At 31.4% G+C, this 26,554-nt stretch carries 27 protein-coding genes; 13 read left to right on the top strand and 14 right to left on the bottom strand.

What is annotated here, in order from left to right; genetic code table 11:
• Both PZ898_RS12330 and ruvB read right to left on the bottom strand, forming a co-directional pair.
• Positions 1-612 (bottom strand): FMN-binding negative transcriptional regulator, encoded by a 612-nt coding sequence (locus PZ898_RS12330; protein ID WP_062675794.1) that lies wholly within the window; start codon positions 610-612, stop codon positions 1-3.
• 42 nt (positions 613-654) lie between these two features.
• Positions 655-1,677, bottom strand: coding sequence for a Holliday junction branch migration DNA helicase RuvB (ruvB, locus tag PZ898_RS12325; RefSeq protein WP_062675795.1), 1,023 nt, complete (start codon positions 1,675-1,677; stop codon positions 655-657).
• A 259-nt stretch (positions 1,678-1,936) separates the two neighbouring features.
• Between ruvB and hutI the strand changes: the two genes are divergently transcribed.
• From hutI to PZ898_RS12310, 3 genes are all read left to right on the top strand, one after another.
• Positions 1,937-3,160 (top strand): imidazolonepropionase, encoded by a 1,224-nt coding sequence (hutI, locus tag PZ898_RS12320; protein ID WP_277693455.1) that lies wholly within the window; start codon positions 1,937-1,939, stop codon positions 3,158-3,160.
• 73 nt (positions 3,161-3,233) lie between these two features.
• The gene (gene hutG, locus PZ898_RS12315) at positions 3,234-4,154 is read left to right on the top strand and encodes a formimidoylglutamase (RefSeq protein ID WP_277693454.1); all 921 of its coding nucleotides are present in this window, start codon (positions 3,234-3,236) and stop codon (positions 4,152-4,154) included.
• Between the two features lie 138 nt (positions 4,155-4,292).
• Positions 4,293-5,585, top strand: coding sequence for an aldehyde dehydrogenase family protein (locus PZ898_RS12310; RefSeq protein WP_277693453.1), 1,293 nt, complete (start codon positions 4,293-4,295; stop codon positions 5,583-5,585).
• A gap of 186 nt (positions 5,586-5,771) precedes the next feature.
• Here the strand turns inward: PZ898_RS12310 and pyk are convergent, their stop codons facing one another.
• The 12 genes from pyk to PZ898_RS12250 form a co-directional block, all read right to left on the bottom strand.
• Complete coding sequence (gene pyk, locus PZ898_RS12305) at positions 5,772-7,217, bottom strand: pyruvate kinase (RefSeq protein ID WP_062675798.1); 1,446 nt, start codon at positions 7,215-7,217, stop codon at positions 5,772-5,774.
• Entirely contained in the window at positions 7,210-7,683 is a 474-nt protein-coding gene (locus PZ898_RS12300) for an IPExxxVDY family protein (RefSeq protein ID WP_034693113.1), read from the bottom strand. Before PZ898_RS12300 ends, pyk begins: the two co-directional genes overlap by 8 nt.
• Positions 7,661-8,425, bottom strand: a complete 765-nt coding sequence (rnc, locus tag PZ898_RS12295; RefSeq protein ID WP_062675799.1) for a ribonuclease III — start codon at positions 8,423-8,425, stop codon at positions 7,661-7,663. Before rnc ends, PZ898_RS12300 begins: the two co-directional genes overlap by 23 nt.
• A 9-nt stretch (positions 8,426-8,434) precedes the next feature.
• Positions 8,435-9,679 (bottom strand): beta-ketoacyl-ACP synthase II, encoded by a 1,245-nt coding sequence (fabF, locus tag PZ898_RS12290; protein WP_062675800.1) that lies wholly within the window; start codon positions 9,677-9,679, stop codon positions 8,435-8,437.
• Between the two features lie 35 nt (positions 9,680-9,714).
• Positions 9,715-9,954, bottom strand: coding sequence for an acyl carrier protein (locus PZ898_RS12285; protein WP_002976354.1), 240 nt, complete (start codon positions 9,952-9,954; stop codon positions 9,715-9,717).
• 499 nt (positions 9,955-10,453) lie between these two features.
• Complete coding sequence (locus PZ898_RS12280) at positions 10,454-10,621, bottom strand: hypothetical protein (protein WP_157885787.1); 168 nt, start codon at positions 10,619-10,621, stop codon at positions 10,454-10,456.
• A 23-nt stretch (positions 10,622-10,644) separates the two neighbouring features.
• Complete coding sequence (locus tag PZ898_RS12275; protein ID WP_277693452.1) at positions 10,645-10,929, bottom strand: hypothetical protein; 285 nt, start codon at positions 10,927-10,929, stop codon at positions 10,645-10,647.
• Between the two features lie 45 nt (positions 10,930-10,974).
• Entirely contained in the window at positions 10,975-11,544 is a 570-nt protein-coding gene (locus tag PZ898_RS12270) for a DUF6705 family protein (RefSeq protein ID WP_277693451.1), read from the bottom strand.
• Between the two features lie 45 nt (positions 11,545-11,589).
• Positions 11,590-12,156 (bottom strand): DUF6705 family protein, encoded by a 567-nt coding sequence (locus PZ898_RS12265; protein ID WP_277693450.1) that lies wholly within the window; start codon positions 12,154-12,156, stop codon positions 11,590-11,592.
• Positions 12,157-12,201: 45 nt separating this feature from the next.
• Entirely contained in the window at positions 12,202-12,780 is a 579-nt protein-coding gene (locus PZ898_RS12260; protein ID WP_277693449.1) for a DUF6705 family protein, read from the bottom strand.
• 24 nt (positions 12,781-12,804) lie between these two features.
• Complete coding sequence (locus tag PZ898_RS12255) at positions 12,805-13,506, bottom strand: hypothetical protein (protein ID WP_277693448.1); 702 nt, start codon at positions 13,504-13,506, stop codon at positions 12,805-12,807.
• 87 nt (positions 13,507-13,593) lie between these two features.
• Positions 13,594-14,529 carry a hypothetical protein gene (locus tag PZ898_RS12250; RefSeq protein WP_277693447.1) on the bottom strand — a complete coding sequence of 312 codons (936 nt, stop codon included), beginning with the start codon at positions 14,527-14,529 and terminating at the stop codon, positions 13,594-13,596.
• A gap of 406 nt (positions 14,530-14,935) precedes the next feature.
• Between PZ898_RS12250 and PZ898_RS12245 the strand changes: the two genes are divergently transcribed.
• The 10 genes from PZ898_RS12245 to drt3b all read left to right on the top strand — a co-directional run bounded on the left by PZ898_RS12245 (position 14,936) and on the right by drt3b (position 26,157).
• Positions 14,936-15,439 carry a hypothetical protein gene (locus PZ898_RS12245; protein ID WP_277693446.1) on the top strand — a complete coding sequence of 168 codons (504 nt, stop codon included), beginning with the start codon at positions 14,936-14,938 and terminating at the stop codon, positions 15,437-15,439.
• 411 nt (positions 15,440-15,850) lie between these two features.
• Positions 15,851-17,065, top strand: a complete 1,215-nt coding sequence (locus PZ898_RS12240) for a hypothetical protein (protein WP_277693445.1) — start codon at positions 15,851-15,853, stop codon at positions 17,063-17,065.
• Between the two features lie 35 nt (positions 17,066-17,100).
• Positions 17,101-18,267 (top strand): hypothetical protein, encoded by a 1,167-nt coding sequence (locus tag PZ898_RS12235; protein WP_277693444.1) that lies wholly within the window; start codon positions 17,101-17,103, stop codon positions 18,265-18,267.
• Between the two features lie 476 nt (positions 18,268-18,743).
• Positions 18,744-19,271, top strand: coding sequence for a hypothetical protein (locus PZ898_RS12230; RefSeq protein ID WP_277693443.1), 528 nt, complete (start codon positions 18,744-18,746; stop codon positions 19,269-19,271).
• The gene (locus tag PZ898_RS12225) at positions 19,268-20,332 is read left to right on the top strand and encodes a hypothetical protein (protein ID WP_277693442.1); all 1,065 of its coding nucleotides are present in this window, start codon (positions 19,268-19,270) and stop codon (positions 20,330-20,332) included. The genes PZ898_RS12230 and PZ898_RS12225 overlap by 4 nt, the downstream gene beginning before the upstream one ends.
• 18 nt (positions 20,333-20,350) lie before the next feature.
• Positions 20,351-20,923 (top strand): YkgJ family cysteine cluster protein, encoded by a 573-nt coding sequence (locus PZ898_RS12220; protein WP_277693441.1) that lies wholly within the window; start codon positions 20,351-20,353, stop codon positions 20,921-20,923.
• Positions 20,924-20,928: 5 nt separating this feature from the next.
• A complete protein-coding gene (locus tag PZ898_RS12215) occupies positions 20,929-21,222 on the top strand; it encodes a hypothetical protein (protein WP_277693440.1) in 294 nt (97 codons plus the stop codon).
• A 1-nt stretch (position 21,223) separates the two neighbouring features.
• Positions 21,224-21,931 (top strand): hypothetical protein, encoded by a 708-nt coding sequence (locus PZ898_RS12210; RefSeq protein ID WP_277693439.1) that lies wholly within the window; start codon positions 21,224-21,226, stop codon positions 21,929-21,931.
• 393 nt (positions 21,932-22,324) lie between these two features.
• Complete coding sequence (gene drt3a / locus PZ898_RS12205) at positions 22,325-23,881, top strand: antiviral reverse transcriptase Drt3a (RefSeq protein WP_277693438.1); 1,557 nt, start codon at positions 22,325-22,327, stop codon at positions 23,879-23,881.
• Positions 23,878-26,157 (top strand): antiviral reverse transcriptase Drt3b, encoded by a 2,280-nt coding sequence (drt3b, locus tag PZ898_RS12200; RefSeq protein ID WP_277693437.1) that lies wholly within the window; start codon positions 23,878-23,880, stop codon positions 26,155-26,157. The genes drt3a and drt3b overlap by 4 nt, the downstream gene beginning before the upstream one ends.
• The last annotated feature ends 397 nt before the right edge of the window (positions 26,158-26,554 follow it).

Raw genomic sequence — 26,554 nt, 5'->3', positions numbered from 1 at the left:
TTATTTCTTTATTAATTTCATTTTCTCCGCAATTTTTCTCGCGTTATCATCAGATTGCTCAAGTTGAGTAATGATGTTGTTAAAATCATCCTCTTTTCTGTTCTGAGAAAGTTTTTGCTTGATAAATATTTCAGTTGGAATAACTTTAATCCCAAAAGCGCCCTTCATTTCCTTTTCCACAAATTCCTTTCCCATATCTTTTACCATCATGGGACATTGCTGAAAACTTTCATATTTGGACGTTAATTTATCCAAATGAGCATATAGCTCATCATGATTCATTATTTCAACTTTTCCGTGAATCTGTACTGCCTCATAATTCCAGGTGGAAACATTGATATGATCATACCAGCTGCTGGATATATAAGTATGAGCCCCTAAGAAGTCACAAAGAACTTCATCACCATTTTGTAAGGCTTTGGCCTGGGGATTAGCTCTTGAAATATGAGTTTCAATATAGGCATTTTCAGGATCATCTTCATTAAGCATCATCATAGAATGAGTAGCCCGTATCTTACCGACAGAAGAAATCAGTAAAGCAAAAGAATTTTCTTTGATAATCTCTCTCATCAAATCGTAATCTTCACTTCTGTATAATTTAGGTATAAACATAAACTAATCAATTCTCATTAACCTTAAACCTTAAACTTTGAATTAAAATAACTCTCCCGGGTTTTTAGGTCTTGTAATGTTTAAATGTTTGTAAGCTTTATCAGTAACTTCTCGCCCTCTCGGAGTACGGATAATAAACCCTTCCTGAATCAAAAATGGTTCATATACTTCTTCCAGGGTTTCCGGATTTTCAGCAATGGATGTTGCAAGAGCCGAGATACCAACTGGTTTTCCTTTAAAGTTTTCAATCATGACGCGCATGATTTTATTGTCCATTTCATCCAGACCAAATTCATCCACATTTAAAGAGTCCAAAGCATATTTTGTAATCTTGATTTCAATTTCACCATTCCCTTTGATCTCAGCGAAATCACGTACTCTTCTTAATAATGCATTCGCAATCCTTGGCGTTCCACGGCTTCTTCTTGCAATTTCTATTGCTGCATCTTCATATATAACTACGCCTAAAACCCTTGCACTTCTCTGAATAATCATAGACAGAAGTTCAATAGAATAATATTCCAGCCTGCTTTGAATTCCAAATCGGGCAAGCATTGGTTTTGTAAGCATACCACTTCTTGTCGTAGCACCTACGAGAGTAAAAGGATTTAGCCCTATCTGTACACTTCTGGCATTAGGGCCTGTTTCCAGCATAATGTCAATCTTGTAATCTTCCATTGCAGAATACAGGTATTCCTCTACCACAGGAGAAAGACGGTGAATCTCATCAATGAAAAGAACATCATTTTCTTCCAGATTGGTCAGTAAACCAGCTAAACTTCCGGGTTTATCCAATACAGGACCCGAAGTAACCTTGCAGTTTACCCCAAGTTCATTAGCAATAATATTGGCTAAAGTCGTTTTACCAAGTCCCGGCGGACCATGTAATAAAACATGATCCAATGCTCCTCCACGTCTTTTCGCAGCGGTAACAAAAACCTCAAGGTTCTCCAGCGTCTTTCTCTGCCCCGCAAAATCTTTAAAGCTCTGTGGACGGATCTGTTCTTCCTGCATCAGCTCCTCTCGTGAGTAGTTTTCCTTATCTGGATGTAAAAAATCTGGCATTAATTCATTTCATTTACTTCAAAGATAGCAAATTTAGACAAAGGTTGAAGGGCAGATTGAGAAAACGTTGAGATTGATAGAGAGGTTTAAGCCAGGGTTGAAAATGAGAACAGCTAAGATTTAAATAATTGGGATATTTTAAGTATTTTTGAGAGAAGAAATTATTAATAAAAATTAATGGAATTTTGAATGTTTGGAAAATTGAGTTTGATATAAAATGGATCAGCTTACATCTAAACATCGCATTAACTTTAAACTAATGAAATTAATAGGCCCATTTAAACAGGTGGTAACGCTTGCCAACTTACCCTTAAGAGGAAAAATTTCTGATGAGCAGCTGGAAATTATTGTAGACGGAGGAATTGTAGTAGATCAGAATACCATCAGGAAAGTTGGAAATTTTGAAACATTGAAAACAGAAAATCCTACCATAGAAATCGAACAGATTGAAGGAGAACAGATTGTTCTTCCTGCTTTTGTAGATTCACATACCCACATTTGTTTCGGAGGAAACCGTGCGAATGACTTTGCCATGCGTAATGCAGGAAAAACCTATCTGGAGATTGCGGAAAGCGGTGGTGGAATCTGGAGTTCCGTACAGCATACAAGAAATGCTTCAGAAGAAGAATTGTTAAAAACTTTAGGAGAAAGAATCAACTTTTTGATTGATCTGGGAATTACGACCATTGAAGTGAAAAGTGGATACGGTCTGGATGTGGAAAACGAGTTGAAGATGCTTAGAATTATTAAAAAAGCACAGAATGTAACCAAAGCCACTTTAGTTCCAACGTGTCTTTCAGCCCACTTAAAACCAAGAGATTTTGACGGAAGCAATCCCGAATATCTGCAATATATCATCACCGAAATTTTGCCAAAAGTAAAAGAAGAAAGCTTAGCGAATAGAGTAGATATCTTTATTGAAAAGTCTGCTTTTCAGCCGGAAGAAAGTAAAGAATTCTTGCTTAAAGCAAAAGAATTAGGTTTTGAAATTACGGTTCACGCAGATCAGTTTACCCCTGGAAGTTCAAGAATTGCCGTAGAAGTAGGAGCGAAGTCTGCAGACCATCTGGAAGCCACAATAGATGAAAATATTCAGTTTCTGGCAGAATCCGATACGGTGGCAACAGCCCTTCCTGGAGCGAGTTTAGGATTGGGTGAGAAATTTACCCCGGCAAGAAAATTATTAGATGCAGGCGCTATTGTAGCCATTGCTAGTGACTGGAATCCGGGATCTGCCCCAATGGGAAATTTAATTACCCAGGCTTCTATTTTAGCCACCTTCCAAAAGCTTACTACAGCTGAAGTTTTGGCCGGGATGACCTTCCGTGCTGCTTATGCATTGAATCTTGAAGACAGAGGACAACTGGAAGTAGGGAAAAAGGCAGATTTTGTCACTTTCAAAACCAACAATTTCCAGAATGTACTGTATAACCAGGGAAGCCTGAAAGCAGAACAGGTTTATATTGATGGAAATCTGATATAAAATTATAAATTAACAATATTTGTTCTTCAATCATAATCGATTGAAGAACAGACAATAGGCAAATGACTGAATAATGAGTACTATTTGGCAAGGCAGATTGGACGGAGAAGAACTTCTCTATCACAGATTATTTCAAAGAGTTAAAGAAGAACGTAATTACGACAATATTGCTGCAGGAGATTTTGCATTGCATGGTTTTGCTGTGGATGAAGGAGTAAGGAGAAATAAAGGCCGTCAGGGAGCGAAAGATGCTCCTGATGTGATCAGGAAAAATATGTCTAATTTTCCGGTGATTCTTCCGGATTTTTCTCTGCTGGACTTTGGAAATCTTACCTGTGAAGACGGTAATCTGGAAAATACACAGAATAACCTTGCCAAAAATGTGTCAAAAGTACTTTTAAAAGGAGGAAAATCTCTTGTTTTAGGTGGAGGTCATGAAGTGACGTATGCTCATTATCTGGGCGTTAAAACAGCCCTTCCGGAACAGAAAATAGGAATCATCAATATCGATGCCCATTTCGATAACAGACAGCCGGAAAAAGGAGTAGGACCAAGCTCCGGAACCGGGTTTTGGCAGATTGCTCAGGAAGGACCTATCCATTCTTTGCATATTGGAATCCAGAGAAACTCCAATACATTAAAGCTTTTTGATACCGCTCATCAGTATGGAATGAAATATATTCTGGCAGACGAATTATTTTTTGAAAATCTTACCTCCGTCTATCAGCGTATTGATGAATTGCTGGACAATGTAGATTATGCCTATCTAACCATTTGTATGGACGTTTTTAATGCATCAATCGCTCCCGGTGTTTCGGCTGCTGCTTATAATGGTATCTTTGCAGATGCTGCATTTATGCATTTTTACAGGCATATCTTAAAAAATAAAAAATTGGTGGCGCTGGATGTGGCAGAAGTTAACCCTTCTTTCGATATCCAGGACAGAACAGCAAGACTGGCAGCATGTCTTGTAAATGAATGGCTAATGATGTAAGATAAAGTTATATTCTTCCGATAGAGAAAATCATTATTTTATTAACCCTTAAGGAATGGAATTTGCTAATTTCACCGTGCTTTTAAAATAAAAGCGCTCATAAATTCATTAGCTGAATTTAAAACAGAAATTTATATTATGGAACAATTAATTGAAAGCAAGCTTATTAAAGCAGATAAAGCGTTTTCAGTGTGGAGAAAAGTGCCGTTTGAGGAAAGGCAGAAGTTAATTGCAAAAGCAGCGGAAATTTTAAAGAATAATTCGGAGAAATTTGGGAAAATAATTACTACAGAAATGAATAAACCCATTTCAGAATCTATTGCTGAAGTGGAAAAGTGTGCTTTAATGATGAATTATTATGCCACTGCTGAAAATATATTAAAACCAGAAAAAGTTGAATCAGAATTTTCTTATTCTGAAGTTCATTATGCTCCGAAAGGGGTAATCTTAGGTGTAATGCCTTGGAATTTTCCTTTCTGGCAGGTGCTGAGATTTGCTACTCCTGCGATTTTAGCTGGGAATACAATCGTTTTGAAGCATGCTTCAATTTGTTTCGGAAGTGGAAATGCCATTGAAGAAGTACTTCTGGAAGCAGGTTTTCCTGAAGGTATTTTTCAGAATCTTGAAGTAGGACATAAAGCTGTAAAAGAAATCCTTGAACATGAAACTGTAAAAGGAGTAAGCTTGACAGGCAGCGGAAAAGCCGGAGGAGAAGTAGCTTCAATTGCCGGTTTAAATATTAAAAAATCTTTACTTGAATTAGGCGGAAGTGATGCTTTCATTATTTTCGAAGATGCGGATCTGGAGGAAGCAGCAAAAGCAGGAGCAAAATCCAGACTTCAAAATTGTGGACAAACCTGTACTGCAGCAAAAAGATTTATCATTGATGAAAAGATTGAAGATGCGTTTTTACCAATATTCATTGAAGAATATAAGAAATATGAGATTGGAGATCCTTTAGATAAAGAAACCAAACTGGCAGGAATGGCAAGACCCGATCTTGCCGATGAATTGGAAGCTCAGTTCAACAGGGCATTGGAAAATGGTGCTGAAATCATTATTCCTTTGGAAAGAGTTTCTGAAAATGAATTTAATCCTGGTTTAATCAGAGTTCAGGAAGGAAATCCTATTTTAAAAGAAGAACTTTTCGGTCCTCTTGGTATGGTGATGGTTGCGAAAAATGATGAAGAAGCTTTACAGATGGCCAATGATATTCCTTTCGGACTTTCCAATTCTGTATGGACTAAGAATAAAGACCGCCAGTTATTCTTCATTGAAAACCTTGAATCTGGAACAGTCAATATCAACCGTATGACAAGTTCTGATCCACGTTTTCCATTTGGAGGATCAAAAGCTTCAGGATATGGAACAGAACTATCTTTATTAGCTTTAAAAGAATTTGTGACCGCTAAGACGATTGTAGGAAATTAAAAGGATAAAATGTCATGCCGAGGAAACAAGGAATCTCAGAGATTCTTCACTTCACTTCGTTGCGTTCAGAATGACAAACTACCATTTATAAGTTAACAGTAAACTTTACACTATAAAATAAAAACTCCCGGAAACTTGTTTCCGGGAGTTTTTTATGCTGTTACAAAAAGTAATTTTGCTTATTGCTTATACTGTCGTAAGTCTCAATGTATTCGTTTTTCCACCTTCATATGATGGAGTAGCATTGATATTGATGACGAAATCTCCGGTTTCGATGTAACCATAGTTATGTGTTAACATATTGACCTGGATGATCGTTTCGTCGGTAGACTTCTTCATATCATAGTAATAGGCATGAACCCCCCAAAGAAGGTTCAGCATTGTAATTACTCTTCTGTTACCACTATATACGATGATGTGAGAGTTGGGTCTGTGTGCTGCAAGCTGGAAGGCTGTATATCCTGAATGAGTAAGGGTTACAATAGCAGAAACATTGGTTGTTTTAGCAATTCTTACTGCTGCAAGACAAACCCTGTTGGTAATGAATCTTTCATCAATACAGTTATAATCTTTCTCGATAGGCTCATTTTTGTGTTGGTAGAAATGAGTAGTTTCGATATTTTTTACAATTTTAGCCATGTTTTCCACAACCTGTACCGGATATCTACCTACAGAAGTTTCTCCGGAAAGCATTACCGCATCAGCACCATCCAATACAGAATTGGCAACGTCATTTACTTCCGCTCTTGTTGGTGTTAAACTGTTGATCATGGTTTCCATCATCTGAGTAGCAATAATTACCGGCTTGGAATAGAATCTTGCTTTTTCTACCAGGTTTTTCTGGATCGCAGGAACTTCCTCCATAGGAACTTCTACCCCAAGGTCTCCACGTGCTACCATTAATCCGTCGCATTCAAGAAGGATTTCATCAATATTTTTAACACCTTCAGGTTTTTCAATCTTCGCAATAATAGGAGTCTTGAATTTACCGTTCGGGTGGTTTGCAATTAATTCTTTCAGGTCAATAATGTCCTGTGCGTGACGTACAAAAGAAAGAGCAATCCAGTCTACCTCCATGTCAAGCATGAAATTAGCATCCTGAACATCTTTTTCTGTCAAGGCAGGAAGAGAAACATTTGTATTAGGTAGATTAACTCCTTTTTTAGAACTTAACGGACCTCCCTGAATAGTTTTTGCTTTTACAGTATCTTTTTCATTGGTTTCGATAACCTCCAGCATTAGTTTCCCATCATCAATAAGGATTCTTTCACCTACTTTTACGTCTTGTGGAAACTGTTGGTACGTCATGTATACCTTTGTGGAATCTCCCTCCATCTTTTCATTAGTGAAGGTAAGAATATCACCTGGGTTCAGGTAAGATCCCTCCTTTACAACTCCCACTCTCAGTTTAGGCCCCTGAAGGTCTCCAAGGATTCCTACAGAATAACCATACTCATTGTTTAGCTCTCTAATTATTTCAATATTTTTTCGAACTAAGTCGTAATCTGCATGGGAAAAATTTATTCTGAAAATATCAACACCCGCTTTCATTAAATCTAACATTACCTCCTTCGACGATGAAGCAGGCCCTAGTGTTGCGATAATTTTTGTCTTCTTTAAATACTTATTCATAATACTGGATAATTTGATAAAGTTCCTCATCAGAACTCAGTGTATAATCTTGAATTGGAAATACAAGATTTTCAGGGAGCAAAATTACGGAAAAATCAGGAAACTGTTCCGAACTATGCAGAATATATTCCACATCTACCTGATTATTTAATAAAAATTTAATGTTTTCTTCTTCTGTAAAGAGTTCTGTCTGAATTTTTTTTTGCTTACTTTCAGAAGATTTATTGGAAATGAAGGTAAAACAAGTCTTCGTATACTTGTGGTAGGCTTCAAATCTTGGAAAAAAATAATCATAATAACCTCCATGAAAGACAAGATCTTTCTTTCTTGAAAAATTGAGGTTGTTGGTTTGATTTATTTTGTAGAAAAACTCATGAGCAGGTACATCTTTGGCTAATCTTACCAATCCTATGGCAATATCTTCAAATTCTATATCATCAAGATCATAAAGTTTTTGAATTTCCAAGTATATTTTCTTTTTTGTTTAAAATATAAAATGCTCTCTGTGCTGCTTTTTCCTCTGCTTTCTTTTTGGAAGTCTCTGTTGCATTAGCAATTTTTTCATCTCCCAGCCATACATGGCATCTAAATACGATAGATTTATTAGCCTGTATTTCCTCGCAGGTTTCGTACTTTATATTGACCTTCTTCTTCTGACTCCATTCGAGCAGGAGACCTTTATAACTTACAATTTTATTTTCAAGCTTATTGATCTCGGAAGGGGTCAGCAATTTTTCCAGAATAATCCTTTTACAGGTATCATAATGGAAGTCTAAATAAACGGCACCGATTAAGGCTTCAAACAAATTTCCAGAGATATTTTCTCCTAAAGCTGATGAGCTGTTTTGCTTTTGCAAAAGGCTGGTAAGCTTGAGATCTTCTCCTAATTTATTGAGGTTTTTCCTATTAACAATCTTAGATTTCATTTGTGTCAGATATCCCTCATTAGCCTGAGGGTAAGTCTGGAACAAATGACAAGAAATAATTGTACCCAAAACAGAATCTCCCAAAAATTCAAGTCTTTCGTAATTGCTGTCTTGATTTTTAGAAGAATTTTTCAAAGAAAAAGCTTCACGGTAAAGAGCGATATTCTGTACCTCTGTACCCAAAACTTTTCTAAGCTCGGTACTGAGAAAATATTCTCTCTCCGTTAATTGTCTTTTTCTTTTTTTGAGAAGGAATTTAGAAAAGTATTTCTGTAACTCCATTCATTGAATTTAGATTTTCTTAAATAGAACGCAAGCATTATGCCCGCCAAATCCAAAAGTATTGCTCATGGCTACTTTTACATCTTTCTTAACAGCAGTATTGAACGTAAAGTTGAGTCTGCTGTCAATATTTTCATCATCAGTAAAATGGTTGATGGTTGGAGGAACAGTACCATGAATAATAGTTCCCAATGCAGCGATAGCTTCAATAACACCTGCAGCACCTAAAAGGTGGCCAGTCATTGATTTTGTAGAATTAATCTGAATGTCATAAGCATGCTCGCCTAATAATTTCGAAATTGCATTGGATTCTGCGATGTCTCCTAATGGAGTAGATGTACCATGCATGTTGATATGATCTACTTCATCAGCAGTTAAGCCTGCATCTTCCAAACAGTTTTTCATTACCAGATAAGCGCCAAGGCCTTCAGGATGTGGAGCAGTCATGTGATGTGCATCAGCACTTAAACCACCTCCCAGTAATTCTGCATAAATTGTAGCACCACGTTTTACGGCGTGCTCATATTCTTCAAGAACAATACATCCTGCTCCTTCACCTAACACAAATCCATCTCTGTCTTTGTCAAAAGGTCTTGAAGCTGTTGTAGGATCGTCATTTCTTGTAGAAAGTGCCATCATTGCGTTGAATCCACCGACACCACTTGCTGTAACGGCTGCTTCAGAGCCTCCGCACACAATCACGTCTGCTTTTCCTAGCTGGATCAGCATTTTGGAATCAATTATAGCATTCGCTGAAGATGCACATGCAGATACAGTCGTATAGTTTGGTCCGTGGAAACCGTATTCAATTGAGATATGTCCTGGAGTGATATCCGCAATCATTTTTGGGATAAAGAAAGGGTTAAATCTCGGAATTTCCGTATTGGCCCATCCTAACACTTCAGTTTCAAAAGTCTCTAATCCTCCGATTCCGGAACCCCAGATTACACCAACTCTGTTTTTATCTACATTGTCTTCAATAATGCCGGAATGCGCTACTGCTTCTCTTGCAGCAACAAGTCCCAATTGAGTATTTCTATCCATTTTTTTAGCTTCTTTCTTATCGAAATGCTGTAACGGATCGAAATTTTTTACCTCGCAAGCAAACTTAGTTTTAAAGTTTGTGGCATCAAAAAGAGTAATCGGAGCGGCACCGCTCTCACCTTTCACAAGATTTTCCCAGTATTCTTTTGCATTATTTCCTATTGGTGTTATTGCTCCAAATCCGGTTACAACTACTCTTTTTAATTCCATAAACTTTGTTTAATTTCTTTTTTTGTTGAAGAATATTATTTATTTACTACTTCTTCGATGTAAGCGATAGCGTGTCCTACAGTAGTAATTTTTTCAGCTTGATCATCAGGGATCTGAATGTTAAATTCTTTTTCAAATTCCATGATTAACTCAACTGTATCTAGTGAATCAGCTCCTAAATCGTTAGTGAAGCTAGCTTCAGGAGTTACTTCTGTTTCTTCAACGTCAAGCTTATCAGCGATGATAGCTTTTACTCTTGATGCAATGTCTGACATAGTAAATTATTTTTTTAATTGTTAGATGGTGCAAATATATAAAATTCTTTACGATAAAACATTTTTTTAGTCTTTTTTGTGGACCGGAAGCTTTCATTTTAGATTGTTTCTCTTTAGTCTTTTAGTTTTCAGCGGTTTATATTTGGTGTAAATGATAAATGAAGAAGGAGAACTTTATATTTAATTTTAGTAATCAATTTTTTAATAGAATAATGTCTTGATTTAAGTGAAAGTTTATCTGTTATCTAACGTTCCTGATTTAAAAGAGCAGTATGGAATTCTTGAAAGGCAGGAACAATTTAGAGAAATTTTTGAAAATATACTTGAACGCCAGATATTGCTATGAATTGATTCATTCAGCACTATGGAGTAGTGATGAATTTTTCAAAGTTGCCTAAAATAAAAAATGATTGGTTTTACCACAGACAGGTAAAACCAATCATTTTTTATTTAGCTTAAAGACTTTTATATTATCTTAAAAGAAATTTGTAATTAAATCTTAGGGTATAGTTTCTATAGAAGATATTTTTAAATTTCCATTTTCTTTTTTTAATGTAACTATAGCAGATGCCCCTTCAAATTCTGTTTTTTTATTGGGATTAGCTGTTGAATATGATAAAACAAAATTAGTTCCTTGTTTAGTAAAAGTTGAATTAGAATTTTTCAATAATTTATAATCTAGTAACTTTATTACTTCTTGAAGATTATTTTGGACGATTTTTTGTTTTCTATGATGTATTGATTATCATATCCATTTTCAATCTCACAAATACTGCACTGAATATTATTTGCAAATAAAGAATTTACTTTTTCATCCTTGCTTAAATATAAAGAATCTAATTTTTCTATAAGTTGAATTGCTTCTTTCTTTTCCTCTAAATAATTTTCTTGAGATTGCACTCCACAAGAAGTAAGGATGATAAGACTTAAAAATAAGATCTGAATTACTGCTATTTTATTATATATTGTTTTCATATTTCATCATTGTGAAAAAGACCGCCATTAAGACAGTCTTTATCATTATTGTTTTGTAAATATTAAATCTTTTGTCTCAGGTAGATAAATGGTTGTATCTAAAGTTGAAGGACATTTACTTTCTGTTGTTGTAATATCATTAGGTCTATATTCCCAAGAAATTTGAGTAGAATTTACTTTTTTCAGATAAACATCTCCCCATCCAACATGACAATTTGTACCACCATAATAAAATATAATAGTGTTTTGATTTGGGTGAGTGTAGTAACTATAAAATTTAATATTACTTAGATTATTATTCATGGTATCCTGTAAAATAACTCCAGCAGAATTTTTCACAATATATTTTACTATTAAAGCATCCATATAATAATTCTTTTGAGCGCTCTGTTCTAGTTTGTCTTCCTGCTTAGTTATAAATAGCGTAATTTCTTTTCCATTAAAATTAGCCTTGTAAGTTCCAACATATTGTGTCAACTCATTATTTATGTCTTTTAGATGAGCGTTGTTTGGAATGTTTTTTAATGGGGTGTTTAGAGGGAGGGTTTGTGCAGGACATGATAATATGTTAATCATAAAACATATCATTAAGGCTTTTAAATAGATTGTTTTCATATTTCATCATTGTGAAAAAGACCGCCATTAAGACAGTCTTTATCATTATTGTTTTGTAAATATTAAATCTTTTGTCTCAGGTAGATAAATGGTTGTATCTAAAGTTGAAGGACATTTACTTTCTGTTGTTGTAATATCATTTGGTCTGTATTCCCAAGAGATTTGAGTAGTATTAACTTTTTTTAAATAAACATTACCCCAACCTACGCTACAATTAGTTCCACTATAAAAAAATATTACTGAATTTTGAGTAGATTTGATTTTAGTGCTATTAAAATCAATGTTAAGATTATTATTCTTAGTATCCTGTAAAATTGTTCCAGCGGAATTTTTAACAATATATTTTACAATCAGAGCATCTCTAAAAAACTTTTGGTCACCATAATCAAAAAATTTATTTTCTTCTTTAGTAATAAATAAAGTAATCTCATTGCCTTCATAATTTGCCTTATAAGTACCTATATATGGAGAGAGTTCATTATTGGTATCTTTTACATGAGCATTGTTTGGGATGTTTTCTAATGCTGTATATAAAGGAAGAGTTTGTGCAGAACATGATAAGGTGTTAATCATTAAGCACATCATTAAGACTTTTAAATATATTGTTTTCATGATTCATCATTGTGAAAAAGACCGCCATTAAGACAGTCTTTATCATTATTGTTTTGTAAATATTAAATCTTTTGTCTCTGGTAAATAAATGGTTGTGTCCAAAGTTGAAGAACATTTACTTTCTGTTGTTGTAATATCATTTGGACGATATTCCCAAGAAAGTTGTGTGGTATTAACTTTTTTTAATATTATTTTACCCCATCCTACACTACAATTTGTACCAGCATAGTTAAATGATACCTTAGTGCCATTTTCTATTACCCATAAACTGTAAATAGTATGCAGTAAATCTGGTTGAAAAACTTTACTTTGTGTATCTTGTAGAACAGCTCCAGAAGAATTTTTTATGATGTATCTTATAGATAAAATATCTTTATAAATCTGTTTTCCTCTAGTGTTGAAAAGTTTATCATTTTCTTTAGAAATAAAAAGAGTAATTTGATTACCATTATATGTAGCTGAGTATGTACCCGTAAAAGATTGAAGTTCATTATTTGTGTCCTTTAAGTGTGATAAATTAGGAATATTATCTATTGATGTTAATAATGGGAATGTTTGCTGAGCTTTACAAGATATGATATTCAGCATTACTAAGATAAGAGCTATTTTATATACTATTTTCATTTTTTTATTTTTTGTAGATTAATTTTATGGACATGGTGTTGCTGTAATTGAGCCTGAACTATCTTTTGTCACATTATATACAGTTCCGTTAGACTCTACACGCTGAAGGACTATTTTGTTATCAAGTCCCATATTTGTCAATGTATCAAAAAACAATTTTTCTAATCCTTTTTCATTCAAATCGCCTGCCGAATTAATATAAGTACTCCCGTTTAAACTGGTATTGGTTAATTCGCTTTCTTTAGTTTGATAGTCATTCTTAAACTGTGCCATTTGTGCAGGTGAATATACAAAATCTCCTAATTCTGTTCCTGTACCTGCATAACGTATCACATAATGTATTTCTTTTTTTCCGCCAGGACAAGTATTGCACCATTCTGCTGCTATCATTCCAAAATATGCATTTCCCACACCATCAGTTATACTTTGAGCTGCTGCAAATCCAAATAAAGTATCTATAATGTCATAAGGCGAAAGTATGTGTATTCCCGATGCTGTATGATTGTGATATCCTCCATAGCCATCTGTTGTATCATTGAATTTAACTTGATGGGATAAATTGACATCGGCGGGAACTACTGTTCCATCTTTTTTCTCTTTAAAACCTATTTCTCCTGTTTTTGGATTGATGAGAGTTTGCTGTGCCTGTGCTTTTACATTGGAAATACCTTGTTGAATACTAGATTTGTTTAGTGTTGTTTTTGTTCTCTCACAAGGAGTATCCAAAAACTGATTATAAAATTGTTCCCAGGTTGCATTTGGATTATTTGCAAAAAATTGTTGAGCAAAATTTAGTTTTGATTCAAATTCTTTCTATATAGTAATTGTGTTTGTTCCTAAATTTCCCAAACTTTTAAAATATCTAATACTCCAATGTAGCAATTGTGTGTTGTTCTGATTTAAATTATTATAGAAATAAGAAAGTAATTGCCCACCTATGTATTGGTTGTTTTGGATATAGGTATATTCTTCTGCTGAAAGTTCTGGATATCCAGCTTCGTTCAGCATATAATTAAAGCTGTCCTGGATTGACATTTCACTAGATGTAGTGCTGCCACCACTATCACCACCACCATCATAGAATCCCATATTTGGAAATCCTTTTGGAGGCTGTCCTCCACTTGGACAAACCTCTGTAATTTCTACAACGTAATAAGGCTTTTCACTTGCAACACATTGTGCATACTGAGACGGAGAATGATTGTCGCCATTACAGTTTACCTCTATAAGTCTAATGCTTAATGAGCAGTCTATCTTATTTGCAAATGTTTTTGCTCCTATTGCTTTGTCAGGAAGTGGCGTGCCATTAGAGAGTTGTTTAGTTCCCATTGGTCTACCGTCCATAGAGGTGTATTCAACAGTTCCTGTAAAATTATCAATCTGATAGTTTTTTGTTAAGTCGGCAGGTTGGTATTTTGCTGTAAATCCTATGCTTTTGTTTTCATTATCAACACTATATACTAAAACATCTGATGATCTGTCTAAATGTCTTACTACCGTGCTGTATGAAGTAACGTTATTTTGTGTAATTACTGTTACTGTAGCATCATCGGATAATGAAGATAAAAAATCTTCGTTTTTACTGTAAGTATGTGAAGGATTATTTTTTAGCTCAGCAAGATAGTTTTTAAATGCTAAAGCTTCTTTTAGTTTAATAGTTTTCCTGAAATCTGATTGAGTAAGACTGGTTTCTTCACTTGAAAGTTCAGTCCTACAGCCGAACATAAGTAGGGTTAATGCCAAAAGCATTAAAAGATTAAGTTTTTTCATCAAAAAGTATTTTTATTAAAGTTGCTAATTTATTGATTTTTTGTTTTGTAAATAATTCCTGAAACAAATTTATATCTGCAACGCGACAAAACCTGTCGCATAATATTTTGTTGTTGGGTTGAAGTCATTTTTTTCTCTTCAAACTTTCCCGATTAGTGTGTTTAATTTGAGGTTGAAATCAAGGATTCTTTATGTTTTCTGCGGATTTGAATGTGCTATGATTCTTTGCTCATCGGCATTTATGGTTAATAATAGATTGGTATTTATAATTAAATTGTATTCCGTCAATCAGAAGACAATATAAAACGTTTGGGAACAATTTCGGGAACAAAAAAAGAGAAAATGTAATTATTTAAAATTCAATAATTTAAAAATTCTCTTTAGCTTGAAAAGTGGAGTTGGAGGGAGTACTAATATTGAAAAAAATCAGTTGGAGGTAGAAATTAATCAAAAACTGACAGAAGGGCAATTGGCAACCTTAGCTGAAGAACTTTACAATACCAAAGACAAGCAAAGACGTTTTTACATCTTTTACAATTTAAAGGACAATGAAAATACTCTTATGGCTTGGGCAACAAGTCATTTTGACCCTGAACTGGAGATTGTAATTAATGGTTCGACTAGCACAGAAGACAACAAGATGTTAAATGAAGCTCAAAAAGTTCAAGGCAATATTATTGGAATTTTTAACGAAAAAGATTATACATTCTCTCTATATACTATTTACGAACATAACGGAAAAACATTTATAAAAACGTCTTTTAAAGATGGGGAATCTATGGATAACGAAGTTGAAAAAGTAAGTTCTAAAAATGGGATAAGATATAACTATAAAGAAGATGTAAGCCAAGGAGAATATTTTATTTTGAATAATGATGTCCTTTTATAACAGCGAAAATAAAATGTTTACAATAGCTTCAAAATTACAATAAACTATATGATGAGAATTAAAACTAATACGTCATGTTTTGTCGTTTCTCCTAAATATATTTGTCAAACAATTACGGTTTCCCACATTACGGGGAAATAAAAAAAACCTTAAATTGTAAACCAAACACTACATGCAGTGCAAAAAATTTATTTTAGTTCCATTCTCTTACCTTTAAGCCTGTTAGGATTCTCACAGATTCCTAATTTACCAACAAGAGAACAGCCTAATCCTAATACTTTTCAGAATTATTCTGATAAGAATTTCACCAATTCCCAAAAGAATCAAAATATTCCAGCCTTACCTTCATCATTTTCAAATTCAAATGCTTCCAGAGTACATCAACAAAATATGATGATGGTTCAAAATGATTTGAAAAGAAATGAAACAGAAGAAAAAGTAAAAAAACAACAAATATATTCTGATGAAGTTCAGAAGCAGGAATCAAAAATATATTTACTTAACTCATTAGCCGATAAAGAAGGAACAAAAGCATATTATTCAGCCTTTAATAATCTTTCAAAATTCAACCCTGAAGATTATTCAATAGCGGATGCGGTTTTTATTGTTGAAAATGCTTACTACAATAATGATAAAAACTTCCAAAAGACATTCCAAAGTGGCATTCAGAAAGCTGTAAAAATTATTCAGAATCAAATCAGCAGTAAAAAGATTGATGAGACTGATAACAGCTCAAAGAATTTAGCCATATTTCAATATTTTGCTGAAAATACTAAGCAGAACGGAAAAATAGTCCATAAAGCGATGAAGTATGATTTTGATGATTATATGGGTATAAAAGACTACTCCAAAATGTTTGTTTCAAAGCTCATGAAATCAAATACTGGTCAATGCCATTCAATGCCATTGCTATATCTGATTTTAGCGGAGCAAATCGGAGCGGAAGCCTTTTTAGTAATGTCTCCGAATCACTCTTACATTCGATACATGCATGATTCGGGAGAAATGCTAAGTTTAGAACTTACTAACGGAATGTTTTCAGCAAATTCCTTTGTCCTTAACTCTGGTTACATCAAATCTGAAGCATTACAGAATAAACTGTATATGCAGAATTTAAGTAAGAAAGAAGTTTTATCGCAAACATTTGTTGATTTAGCGAGCGGTTATATTCACAAATTCGGATATGATGAATTTGTAGGACAGGTTTTAAATAAAGCATTAGAACTTAATCCTAACAATATCAATGCTACTTTATGGAAAAGTAATACTAATCAAATCCGTTTTCAGGAAGCCTGTAAAAGGCTAGGAATTAATTATGAAGACAAACAAGAATTACAAAACATCCGAAATTATCCAAATTTAGTAGGTCAGCTTCAAGAAATTAATCATGAATTTGATAAAATTGACCAGTCAGGATTTAGCATAATGCCACCAGAAGATTATGAACAATGGTTAAGTTCATTAAATACTGCTGAAAACAAGCAAAAGAGTGAAGAAATTGCAGAACGTATGAAAATTTTGAATGCACAAAAGCAAAAAGAAATCCAGCAAAAACAAAAATTAAAGCCAATACTTCCTAAAAAAGAAACTCCTAAAGTTTACACCATTCCTAAAGCATGGTTGTAAGTAAAATTGTAAATTTAGAAAAGCATAATTGTTATATGAAAAGAATTGTATTTTTTAGTTTTTTGACCTTAGCATGTTTAGCACAAGCACAGGTTAAAAAAAGTAAGTCAAAGAAACCAGAGAAAGAATGGGTGAACCCTGTTATATTAACAAAGGAAGAGAGAAACCGTCCTTATATGAGCGATGTTCTAAAAACAAGAGACTCTCTTACTCCTGAAGAAGCTGAAAGAAGACGAAAAAATATTGAAGCAGGAAATCCATTTAAGAAATATGGTTATTATCCTAAAGTTGCTACATTGAGCAAAGGAAAATATCTGGAATTTCATGATAAAGACAGTATTGTTGTCATAGGTTCAGTAAAGTTCAATACAAAAACACAAAAGGTTATTGATGTTCTGGAAATAGATTTATCAGACCCAGATGCACAACCTATTGGTGATACGCATGGTAGGTGGATTTCTCCTGACCCATTAAGTGAAGAACATAGCGATTGGACTCCTTACAGATTTGCTTTTAATAATCCACTGAGGTTTAGTGACCCAACAGGACTATTAGAAGATGATTATGTATTTAATGAAGAGGGGAAATTCGTCAGAGTTGATGAGAATGACAAACCTGACCAATTAGTTATTGAAAATTCAAAAAGCAAACAACAGACTGTTTATCAGTTCAATGACCCCAAAACAGATGTTGCTGCAATTAAATATAATATGAATAAATTTGGTAGTGATTTTAAAAATCATCAATTTATATTTTCAATAACAAATGATTGGATGTCCTTTTTTGAAGGAGATTCCGGAATTAGTAAACAAGGCTATATAGGAAGAAACTTTATGGCATTAACGGAATCAGCAGGTGGAAAAATGGATGCATCTGTTTATAACTTATCTGATTTTTTATTGCAACAAGGAGAGGGAGAAACTTGGAATCCTGAAACTGAAATATTGAAAGACAAAGGACCTCTTTATATATTTCAGGGAGACGGCTATCAAGCATATAACCATTTAGATGCAGGGAATTTCATTTGGGGACATTATATGAATGTTTTAGGGTTTTCCTTGCAACAGACTAAAGATGGAGCATTAAAGTTCAATAAGAATGATACTAAAGCTGATTTAAGGTCAATACAAAATGGTTATTTACTAAATAGATATAAAGGTTTATTTCCACGTTCAACACCAATTAAAAATTCAGGAAACTAAATATGAAAAAATATAAAATGATTATAGTTATTTTACTTTCAATAATTGTAGCCTTATACATTGGATATAGACTATTTTTATATTGGAATTATGATGTGAATAAAGAAAAAAAACAGATTGAGACCTGGAATCAGAGAGTACAAAAAAAGTAGCTTTTTATTACTATTAGTTTTAGTAATTTGTTTATTAGTAAGATATAGATTGTATAACAGTTTAATTCCAAGTATTGTTTACGAAGTTGTAAACCCAAGACAACTACAAGGTATTTTTAATTTGTTGTTTTACTTAGGGCTAATAATTCAAACTATATTAATTATTTCAATAGTAATTAGTTATAAAAAAATGAAAATTCAAGATTATATAATCGTAGGATTATCTTTATTGTTCCTAATACCTTTCGTTTTTCTAATATTAAACATTGGATAATATACTTTAATAGATAAACGACTTTACAACCTTAAAACAGCAGTTTTTAGATGGAAAAATTCATGTTCATTGCCGTTGTTAATATATTTCTGATTTCTTGCAATAAAAATAAAGAAGTAATTTCAAATCAATCTAATCCTTTTCAAAAAGAATTAATACACTCAATAAATTATGTCTTGGATTCAATCTATTGCAGAGGAGGAAAAGATAGAATGTTGCAAGTAAGGTATCAAAAATATGACAATAAAGATTTTATACAAGTGGCTTCTGTATATGATTATAGCACTGATTCGCTATTTCATTGCACTGAATATAAAAACAATCTTGTTGTATTTTATAACAAAGAATATTTTGAAAAGAAAATTAATCAAAACAGTATAGAAAGAGACACAGTTTTGAAAAAATATGAAAATTTCAATAGCAAATATAGTGGTGGGGTGATTTCTGAAAAAAGATGTTTTGAAATCTTTCAAATTCAAGGTAATCAGTTTTTAAAAACTTCGCATGACTCTTTTTACTATAATAATCTTTTTGCTAATCCTCCAATGTTAGAACCAGCACCTCCACCAACAAAATGATGAAAGATATATTTGTACTTATAACTTTGCTAATTTTATCTGCTTTATCAAGAGCACAAGAAAACCATTTCTATAATGATTCTTATCAAACATTAGATAATATGCTTGTTGACAAACAGCCTTACAGTTTTAAATCAGCCGTTTTTAGTGTTGAAAATGCGTATTATCAGGGGAAGTTAAACACAGAAGAATTAAACCGTAAAATTGCATTTCTTACAAAGTTTTGTAATCAGATAATTGTGAACAGGAAATTGCAATATTCAGAAAAAGATGAAGCAACTGTAAGTAAGTATGCTTCAATATATACGATAATATGCCAAGCTACTCCTGTAATTATTGGAAAGGATACGCTGAAATATAAACCATTCACCTATGATTTTGAGGATGTATTCGGTCATAAAGAATTGTCTAATCTATTTGTTTCAAAATTGTTAAACACACAGAAAGGAAACTGTAATTCCATGCCTTATCTATACAAAATTATTGCAGAAGAATTAGGGGTGGATGCTAATTTAGCACTTGCTCCAAATCACATTTACATTAAGCATAACATTAAATCAATAGGCTGGTTTAATACAGAGCTGACAAGCGGTATTTTTCCACAGGACTCTTGGTTAATGGCTTCGGGATATATACATTTAGATGCTATCCAGAATGGTGTTTTTATGAAGGCGCTGAGCAATAAAGAAAGTCTTGCATTGTTGTTAGTTGACCTAGCAAATGCTTATGAAAGAAGTTATCCAGAAAATGATGGAAGCTTTTCTTTGAAATGTGCAGAAAGAGCAATACAGGTTCACCCTTATTTAGCAAATGCCTTGATATTACAGGCTGAAACTCATAAGAAGCAATTTCAAAAACTTATGAAAGAAAAGAATACTAAAAATATTCAAACTATATTATCCAATCCCAAAGCAAAAGAACTATTTGATTTGATGAATAAGGAATATGCCCACATTCATAAGATTGGGTATCGTAGTATGCCTGAAGAAATGTATTTAGATTGGTTGGTATCTTTGAAAACTGAACGTTCAAAATATGAAGATACAAGATTGCAGAAGTAAATAATTCAATATACATTTATGAAAGAGAATCAATATATAGTTTTAAAAAAGAAAGTTGATTTCGCAACAAAAAATTTAAAAAACTGCTGTAAAACTGGTTGTTCATTTTGTTGTTATCAATTAATTGAGGTTTTTGATTTTGAAGAACAAACAATTAAAGATGCTATTAATAAACTTGATGACAACAATAAGGCTATCATTAAAAAAAATTTAGAGAGTTGGTTTACTTTTTTCAATGAAAACACACCTAATGAAAAAGTTTTAGATGAACATGATACAATTTCTAACATGATAAACTTAGGCTTATCAAAAAAGCATCCTTGTCCCCTACTAATTAACAATCTATGTAGTATATATAATAATAGACCATTGGCATGTCGTGTTCATGTTGTAGAATCAAATCCAGAATTATGCGAAAAAGATCCTTATAGGGCATCATCTAAAGAAAGTCACTCCATAAGAAATAAAATATTCAGTGAAATAAAACAAAAGAAAGGAAAATATTATATGACATTTCTACCCTATATAGCTACTGAAATAATAAAAATTGAAAGCCAAATAAAACCAATAAAAAAATTATATATCAAATAATAAACATGACAGCAAACAAACTTTACCAAATTGTTATAGAAAAATTACCAATTAGTGAAATTCACCCACTCCATAAACTAATATTAGAGGAATCTTGCGAGAATGCAATAAACAACTCTCAAAATATAGAAGATAAAGACACTTTAATATATGCAGCTCAGGTTGGCTTTTTAACTGGTAGTTCAGCATTAAAAGGAACTTTAAAGGGAACATTTGAGAGTGGCAACGTGGAACAAATAACCCTTAATTATAGGGGAGGTAGTTTTACCATAGAAAGAAATTCTCCTTTTGTAAAATAGTATGAGTATTAATAATTTTCTCTTAGAATGGTATTATAAAGAGGATGAAAGAAAATATGCCTTAGATAACTCTTTAAATATTCCCATAGGAATTTTAACGGCATTTGTAGCAGGCATCTATTACCTTGTTACAAAATATAATTATGATGATGAAAATATTTATTTAAAAATAGCTTTTATTATTTTCATTTCTCTTGCGGTTATCTTTTGGTTTATAAGTATATTTTACATATTACTGTCTTATAACGACTTATATAAAGGATATACTTATGATTACCTTCCTTGCACAGACTTTGTTAAAAAGGAAGAAGAAAATTTAAAAGAATATTATGAAACAAATAAGACATATTTTTTAGAAAATAATATAACCTTTGAAAAACTTTTGGAAGAAAATGTCAACAACTTAATTTCTACTTGTATTAATACCAATATGTTTCATAATGATAGAAAAGCAAATTACTTGTATAGATCAAAAAAACATTTAATAAATTGCATAGTAGTTATTTTTCTTACAGGAATTTTTTTTAGTATTAATTATATACAGCATGAAAAACAAGAAATCTATAATATTAAAATTATGAATCAACAAAGAGCAGCAACTCAACAAACACCACCTCCACCTCCACCTCGTCCGCAGGAACCAAGAAGAGTAAAACAAAGTGAGCCTCCAAAGGAACGCCCTACTCCTCCGAAAAATCCTCAAAGATGATAAATGGTAAAGTAATTTCACTTTTTAAAGTAGAAGGATTCATATTCAATACTACTTTTAGTACATTTTAGTACAAAAACAATAAAAACTCCTTGTAAAAAATTAATTTACAAGGAGTTAACGTTTAAAAAAATGACCACAGGAGAAATACAATATAGTGAAGGTTTATACTGTGAAATAGGATACTGTAGCTTACACTTATTAAAAACAAATTCTCTGCGATAGATTAGTTTTATAGGAGATACAAATAATGAATTTAATAAGTTTATTGGTAAATTAATAATTTTTTGCTTGTATATAATTAAAATATAGGGAAAATACGTATTGATTTTCCTCATATTTTTTTTATCATTGTTAAATAGAAATAAAAATCTGAAAAAACAAAAATAACAAATGCTGGATCAATCTTTCTCATCAAAAGCCTTTTATGAAATTTTTGACATGGAAAATCGTAAAGGTGTTAATATCGAAAAAAAATTTCAAACAAACTTTGCGCGATCAATAGTAAAAACAGAAGAATTAAAAGCTATTGGAAAACAAATTCAGAATGAAACTGATTTAGATAGGAAGAAAATTCTATATAAGGATAGAAAAGAAATTAAAAAATCAAGAGAGATAATTTTATCTGAAATTTTAGAAACTATTTCTGAAACAACAAAAAAGCATAAAATCAACTTAACAATAGGTAAAGTGCATGGTAAAAGAACCTACTTATTTGAAGAAAATGCTGAGAACTTTTTTATTTCGAAAAAAATTCAAAAAAATGTAAACGGGACTTATGACGTAAAACAAGCGTCAAGGTATTCTATTTTAAATGAATTATTGAATTTACTTGAAGATAAGTTTCCTAAGTATGTTATAAGAACAGATATTAAAAGCTTTTACGAGTCGATACCTCAAAAATTGCTTTTACAAAAAATTAATGAAGATTATCTTTTAAGTATCAAGACTAAAGACTACATAAATCAAATATTTGATAGTTATAATTCCTTGACAGGTCAGAGAAATAAAGATACTGCAAAAGGAGTTCCTAGAGGAATTGGTATAAGTGCTTATCTAGCTGAACTATTTATGAGAAGAATAGATAATAGAATCAGAGAACTTGATGATGTAGTGTATTATGCTCGTTATGTTGATGATATAATAGTTGTTTTTATTCCAGAAAAAAATCATGGAAATGTTTATTTCAAAGAATATCTAAAACAGATGAAGAGTATTATAAAAGAGGAAGCTGGAGATGATTTTAAAATCAATGATGAAAAAACAAATGAGTATAATTTAATTGATGGAATAAAATCAATCACACTTGAAGAACACTATTACTTAGATAAAATTTACAAAAAAAAGCAAAGTAAAGTAAATCCAAAGTTCATTAATTTTTTAGGATATAAAATTGGAACAAAAGAAAAAATATACAAAAAGACCGAAAATCAAAATGGTAGTATTGTAGAAGTTGCAGATGGTAAGTCGTTGCATGAATTGTGCATTCAGTTATCTGAAAATAAGATTAAAAAATATAACGAAAAGATAAGATTATCCTTTAATCATTTTAATAAAAAGAAGCAACATAACAGAAAGTATGCTTTCAAACTATTATGTGCAAGATTAAATTATTTAACCTCTAATACCAAGCTACGGAATAATAAAGATAAAGTTTTTGTTGGTATTTATTATTCTAATCCTTTTTTAAATAGTATGACTTCACTAGAACTGCTACAAAATAGGATAAAGTGGTTTATAGCAAGAAGTGGTCTTACCATCGAAGAGAAAATTAAAGTAGAACGATATTGTTTTATAAAAGGTTTTAAACATAAAAAATTTTATTTAACTCCATTGAGTAGCAAGAAATATAGAAATCATAATTGTAAAAGAAGCAATGTAAATAATAGAGCCAACGCTGGAGTTTTGCAATTCGGTTTAAGTGAAATTAATTCAATTTGGAAAGTATGAAAAAAAGTTTAGCTAAAAATATTGGATATAAGAAAGAAAGAGTTGTATTGTCCGATATTCTGCCTTATGAAGTTCCGCCATTTTTCTCTAACCGATACTTTTATAATTTTTTAATAAACAATAAAATTTGTCTTATCAATAATGAATTGAGATTTAAAAAAGACAATAGTTCTATTTTAGAGAAACTTGTAGCCATTGTTTTCGGCATTGCCCCCAATAAAAAAAGCAATAAAAATAAACCTACTTATGATTATTTTAAATTAGATCTAGACAAATCTTTAGTTACAATACCTTTTAAATTTAGAATTGCACATAAAGATACTGACTTTAGAGAACTTACAGTTATTCATCCAATAAATCAACTTTCTTTGATTGAGTTTTATGATAAATATAAAAGTTCAATCTTGTATAGTAGTACTATAAGTCGATTTTCTTTAAGAAAGCCAGATCGGGTATCTTCATTAAAATATTTTAAAGATTCAACTAATAGCTTCAAAAGAGCTAAATATTCAGAAGTTGAAATTATTGAAACAAGCGACAAGGAATATACAAGTCTTAAAACATATTTTTCATATAAGATTTTTAGTAATATTCATAAATTTTATGAATCTTTCGAATATCATCGAGCAGAAAAAAAATTTGATAATTTATTAAAATTTGATATTTCTAGATGTTTTGATAGTATTTATACTCATACTATGCCCTGGGCTCTTTTTAATAAAAGAATAGTGAAAGAAAACCTTAGCCCCAATAAAGATTCATTTGGAGGGAAGTTTGATAAAGTAATGCAACAAATGAATTATAATGAAACTAATGGTATTGTTATTGGTCCGGAGTTTTCAAGGATTTTTGCAGAATTAATTTTGCAAAGAATTGATAAAAATGTCGAGAAAGAATTATTTAATAAAGGATTTAAATATAAAGATGATTATGATATTTTTAGATATGTTGATGACTTTTTTGTTTTCTATAATGATGAAAATATTAAAAAAGAGATTTTAAGTATATATAAAACGAAACTTCAGGAATATAATTTATATTTTAATGAATCAAAAACTAAAATTCTTCCAAAGCCAATTATCACAAATATTACAATTGCAAAAGAAGAAATACGAAAATTAATAGAGCATTCTATGATTTTTCAACTTTATGATGGTGAAATAAAAAATCAAATTGGAATAAAATATTTTAAAGCCAGTGATATTATAACAAATTATAAAGTTTTACTTGCAAATACAAATACAAGTTACAAAGATCTCCAAAATTATTTTTTATCGGTTATATTTAGAAAATTGAAAGCTATGATTAATAAGTTTCAAAATGAACAAGAAACTTTATTAGAATTTTATAGTCATAAAAGAATGGTTTTAAATCAATTGGAAAACGATGAGAATGGTGAAAATGATTTAGATAAGGAGTTAGAATTGGTTTTAGAAAACATAAAGATTCAAGAAAAAAAGATTAAGATATTTCATAAACAATTGTTTAATAATTTTAATGAAATAATAGATTTAACTTTTTTTATTTATTCTGTTTTACCTAGAGTCACACATTCTATTAAAGTATGCCATATATTATTTAGAATTATTGATTTCGTTAAGAATCAGGAAAAGACAAAGCAAGTTTATATTTCTAAATTAACTGGATTGTATTCGAGCGAAATGAAATATTTTGCATTTGATTTTGATAAAAAACATGAACTATTTAAAAAAATTTATGATGGAATATTGATTGTTTTTAAGAAAAGCGCTTCTTCTGAATATGCCGAAATTGAAACTTTATACCTTTTGCCAATTATTAATGAGTTAGGTCAAAAGCATTATAATCTCGAAGAAAAAGTTTTAGAAAAACATTTTAATATTTCTAAAAATGATATTAAAAACAAGAAAATATTAAACTCAAAATTAAATTATTTTACAATTATATCATTGTTAAATCATATCCAAAGAGAACCAAGATATGATATAATAAGAAAGGACTTACAGGATATTATTTTGAAAAAATTTGCTAAATTTGAAAATAATAAAGCAGAAGATATTTTTTTACTCATAGATGTTTTAACTTGCCCGCATATTGCGAGTACTGATGCTGAGGTTAAAAATTTTAGAAAAAAAATATTAGAACAAATTAGATTTTTTGATAATAATACAACTACAAGTGAGAAGGATATTATTATTGATAATTTAGAGAAAAATTATCCTAACTGGTTTTACAGCTGGAAAGGTAATGATATAGGTATTGAATTAAACACTAAAAGGGGGCATAGTGTTTATTAAGAATATGGAGCAAGTAATTAGATAGCTAATTATAACTCTTAAAAGCCTTGAATTTTTAGTTGAATTTGGTAACTAGCACACACAAGCTCCAATAAAACTTTAATAGTTTTTAAGGGCAGGGGTAGAGTCTCTGTCCTATTTTTTTAAATGAAGATTTAAAATTTAAATTTACCATACAATAATCGTACAATTAGTAAAAATAAAAAACCTTAAATTATTGATTTTTAATAATTTAAGGTTTTGTTTTGGTGGAGTTGGAGGTTTTCGAACCTTACATATTTTAACATAACTTAAAATATGTAAGTTCTCTATTTATCAGCATTTTAACTATATTTGTATAAACTAATATACTTAGTTTTTATGTCTAAATATAGAAGAAGTAGCACCTAAACTGGCA

Source organism: Chryseobacterium sp. WX (assembly GCF_029542485.1).
In the GTDB taxonomy this organism is placed as follows: Bacteria; Bacteroidota; Bacteroidia; order Flavobacteriales; family Weeksellaceae; genus Chryseobacterium; species Chryseobacterium cucumeris.
This window is presented reverse-complemented; position numbering and strand designations above follow the sequence as displayed.

Excerpts from the sequence above, each read along its gene's own strand:
- PZ898_RS12330 (WP_062675794.1), bottom strand. The coding sequence starts at position 612 with ATGTTTATACCTAAATTATACAGAAGTGAAGATTACGATTTGATGAGA.
- ruvB (WP_062675795.1), bottom strand. The coding sequence starts at position 1,677 with ATGCCAGATTTTTTACATCCAGATAAGGAAAACTACTCACGAGAGGAG.
- hutI (WP_277693455.1), top strand. The coding sequence starts at position 1,937 with ATGAAATTAATAGGCCCATTTAAACAGGTGGTAACGCTTGCCAACTTA.
- hutG (WP_277693454.1), top strand. The coding sequence starts at position 3,234 with ATGAGTACTATTTGGCAAGGCAGATTGGACGGAGAAGAACTTCTCTAT.
- PZ898_RS12310 (WP_277693453.1), top strand. The coding sequence starts at position 4,293 with ATGGAACAATTAATTGAAAGCAAGCTTATTAAAGCAGATAAAGCGTTT.
- pyk (WP_062675798.1), bottom strand. The coding sequence starts at position 7,217 with ATGAATAAGTATTTAAAGAAGACAAAAATTATCGCAACACTAGGGCCT.
- rnc (WP_062675799.1), bottom strand. The coding sequence starts at position 8,425 with ATGGAGTTACAGAAATACTTTTCTAAATTCCTTCTCAAAAAAAGAAAA.
- fabF (WP_062675800.1), bottom strand. The coding sequence starts at position 9,679 with ATGGAATTAAAAAGAGTAGTTGTAACCGGATTTGGAGCAATAACACCA.
- PZ898_RS12285 (WP_002976354.1), bottom strand. The coding sequence starts at position 9,954 with ATGTCAGACATTGCATCAAGAGTAAAAGCTATCATCGCTGATAAGCTT.
- PZ898_RS12275 (WP_277693452.1), bottom strand. The coding sequence starts at position 10,929 with ATGAAAACAATATATAATAAAATAGCAGTAATTCAGATCTTATTTTTA.
- PZ898_RS12270 (WP_277693451.1), bottom strand. The coding sequence starts at position 11,544 with ATGAAAACAATCTATTTAAAAGCCTTAATGATATGTTTTATGATTAAC.
- PZ898_RS12265 (WP_277693450.1), bottom strand. The coding sequence starts at position 12,156 with ATGAAAACAATATATTTAAAAGTCTTAATGATGTGCTTAATGATTAAC.
- PZ898_RS12260 (WP_277693449.1), bottom strand. The coding sequence starts at position 12,780 with ATGAAAATAGTATATAAAATAGCTCTTATCTTAGTAATGCTGAATATC.
- PZ898_RS12250 (WP_277693447.1), bottom strand. The coding sequence starts at position 14,529 with ATGCTTTTGGCATTAACCCTACTTATGTTCGGCTGTAGGACTGAACTT.
- PZ898_RS12235 (WP_277693444.1), top strand. The coding sequence starts at position 17,101 with ATGAAAAGAATTGTATTTTTTAGTTTTTTGACCTTAGCATGTTTAGCA.
- PZ898_RS12230 (WP_277693443.1), top strand. The coding sequence starts at position 18,744 with ATGGAAAAATTCATGTTCATTGCCGTTGTTAATATATTTCTGATTTCT.
- PZ898_RS12225 (WP_277693442.1), top strand. The coding sequence starts at position 19,268 with ATGATGAAAGATATATTTGTACTTATAACTTTGCTAATTTTATCTGCT.
- PZ898_RS12220 (WP_277693441.1), top strand. The coding sequence starts at position 20,351 with ATGAAAGAGAATCAATATATAGTTTTAAAAAAGAAAGTTGATTTCGCA.
- PZ898_RS12215 (WP_277693440.1), top strand. The coding sequence starts at position 20,929 with ATGACAGCAAACAAACTTTACCAAATTGTTATAGAAAAATTACCAATT.
- PZ898_RS12210 (WP_277693439.1), top strand. The coding sequence starts at position 21,224 with ATGAGTATTAATAATTTTCTCTTAGAATGGTATTATAAAGAGGATGAA.
- drt3a (WP_277693438.1), top strand. The coding sequence starts at position 22,325 with ATGCTGGATCAATCTTTCTCATCAAAAGCCTTTTATGAAATTTTTGAC.
- drt3b (WP_277693437.1), top strand. The coding sequence starts at position 23,878 with ATGAAAAAAAGTTTAGCTAAAAATATTGGATATAAGAAAGAAAGAGTT.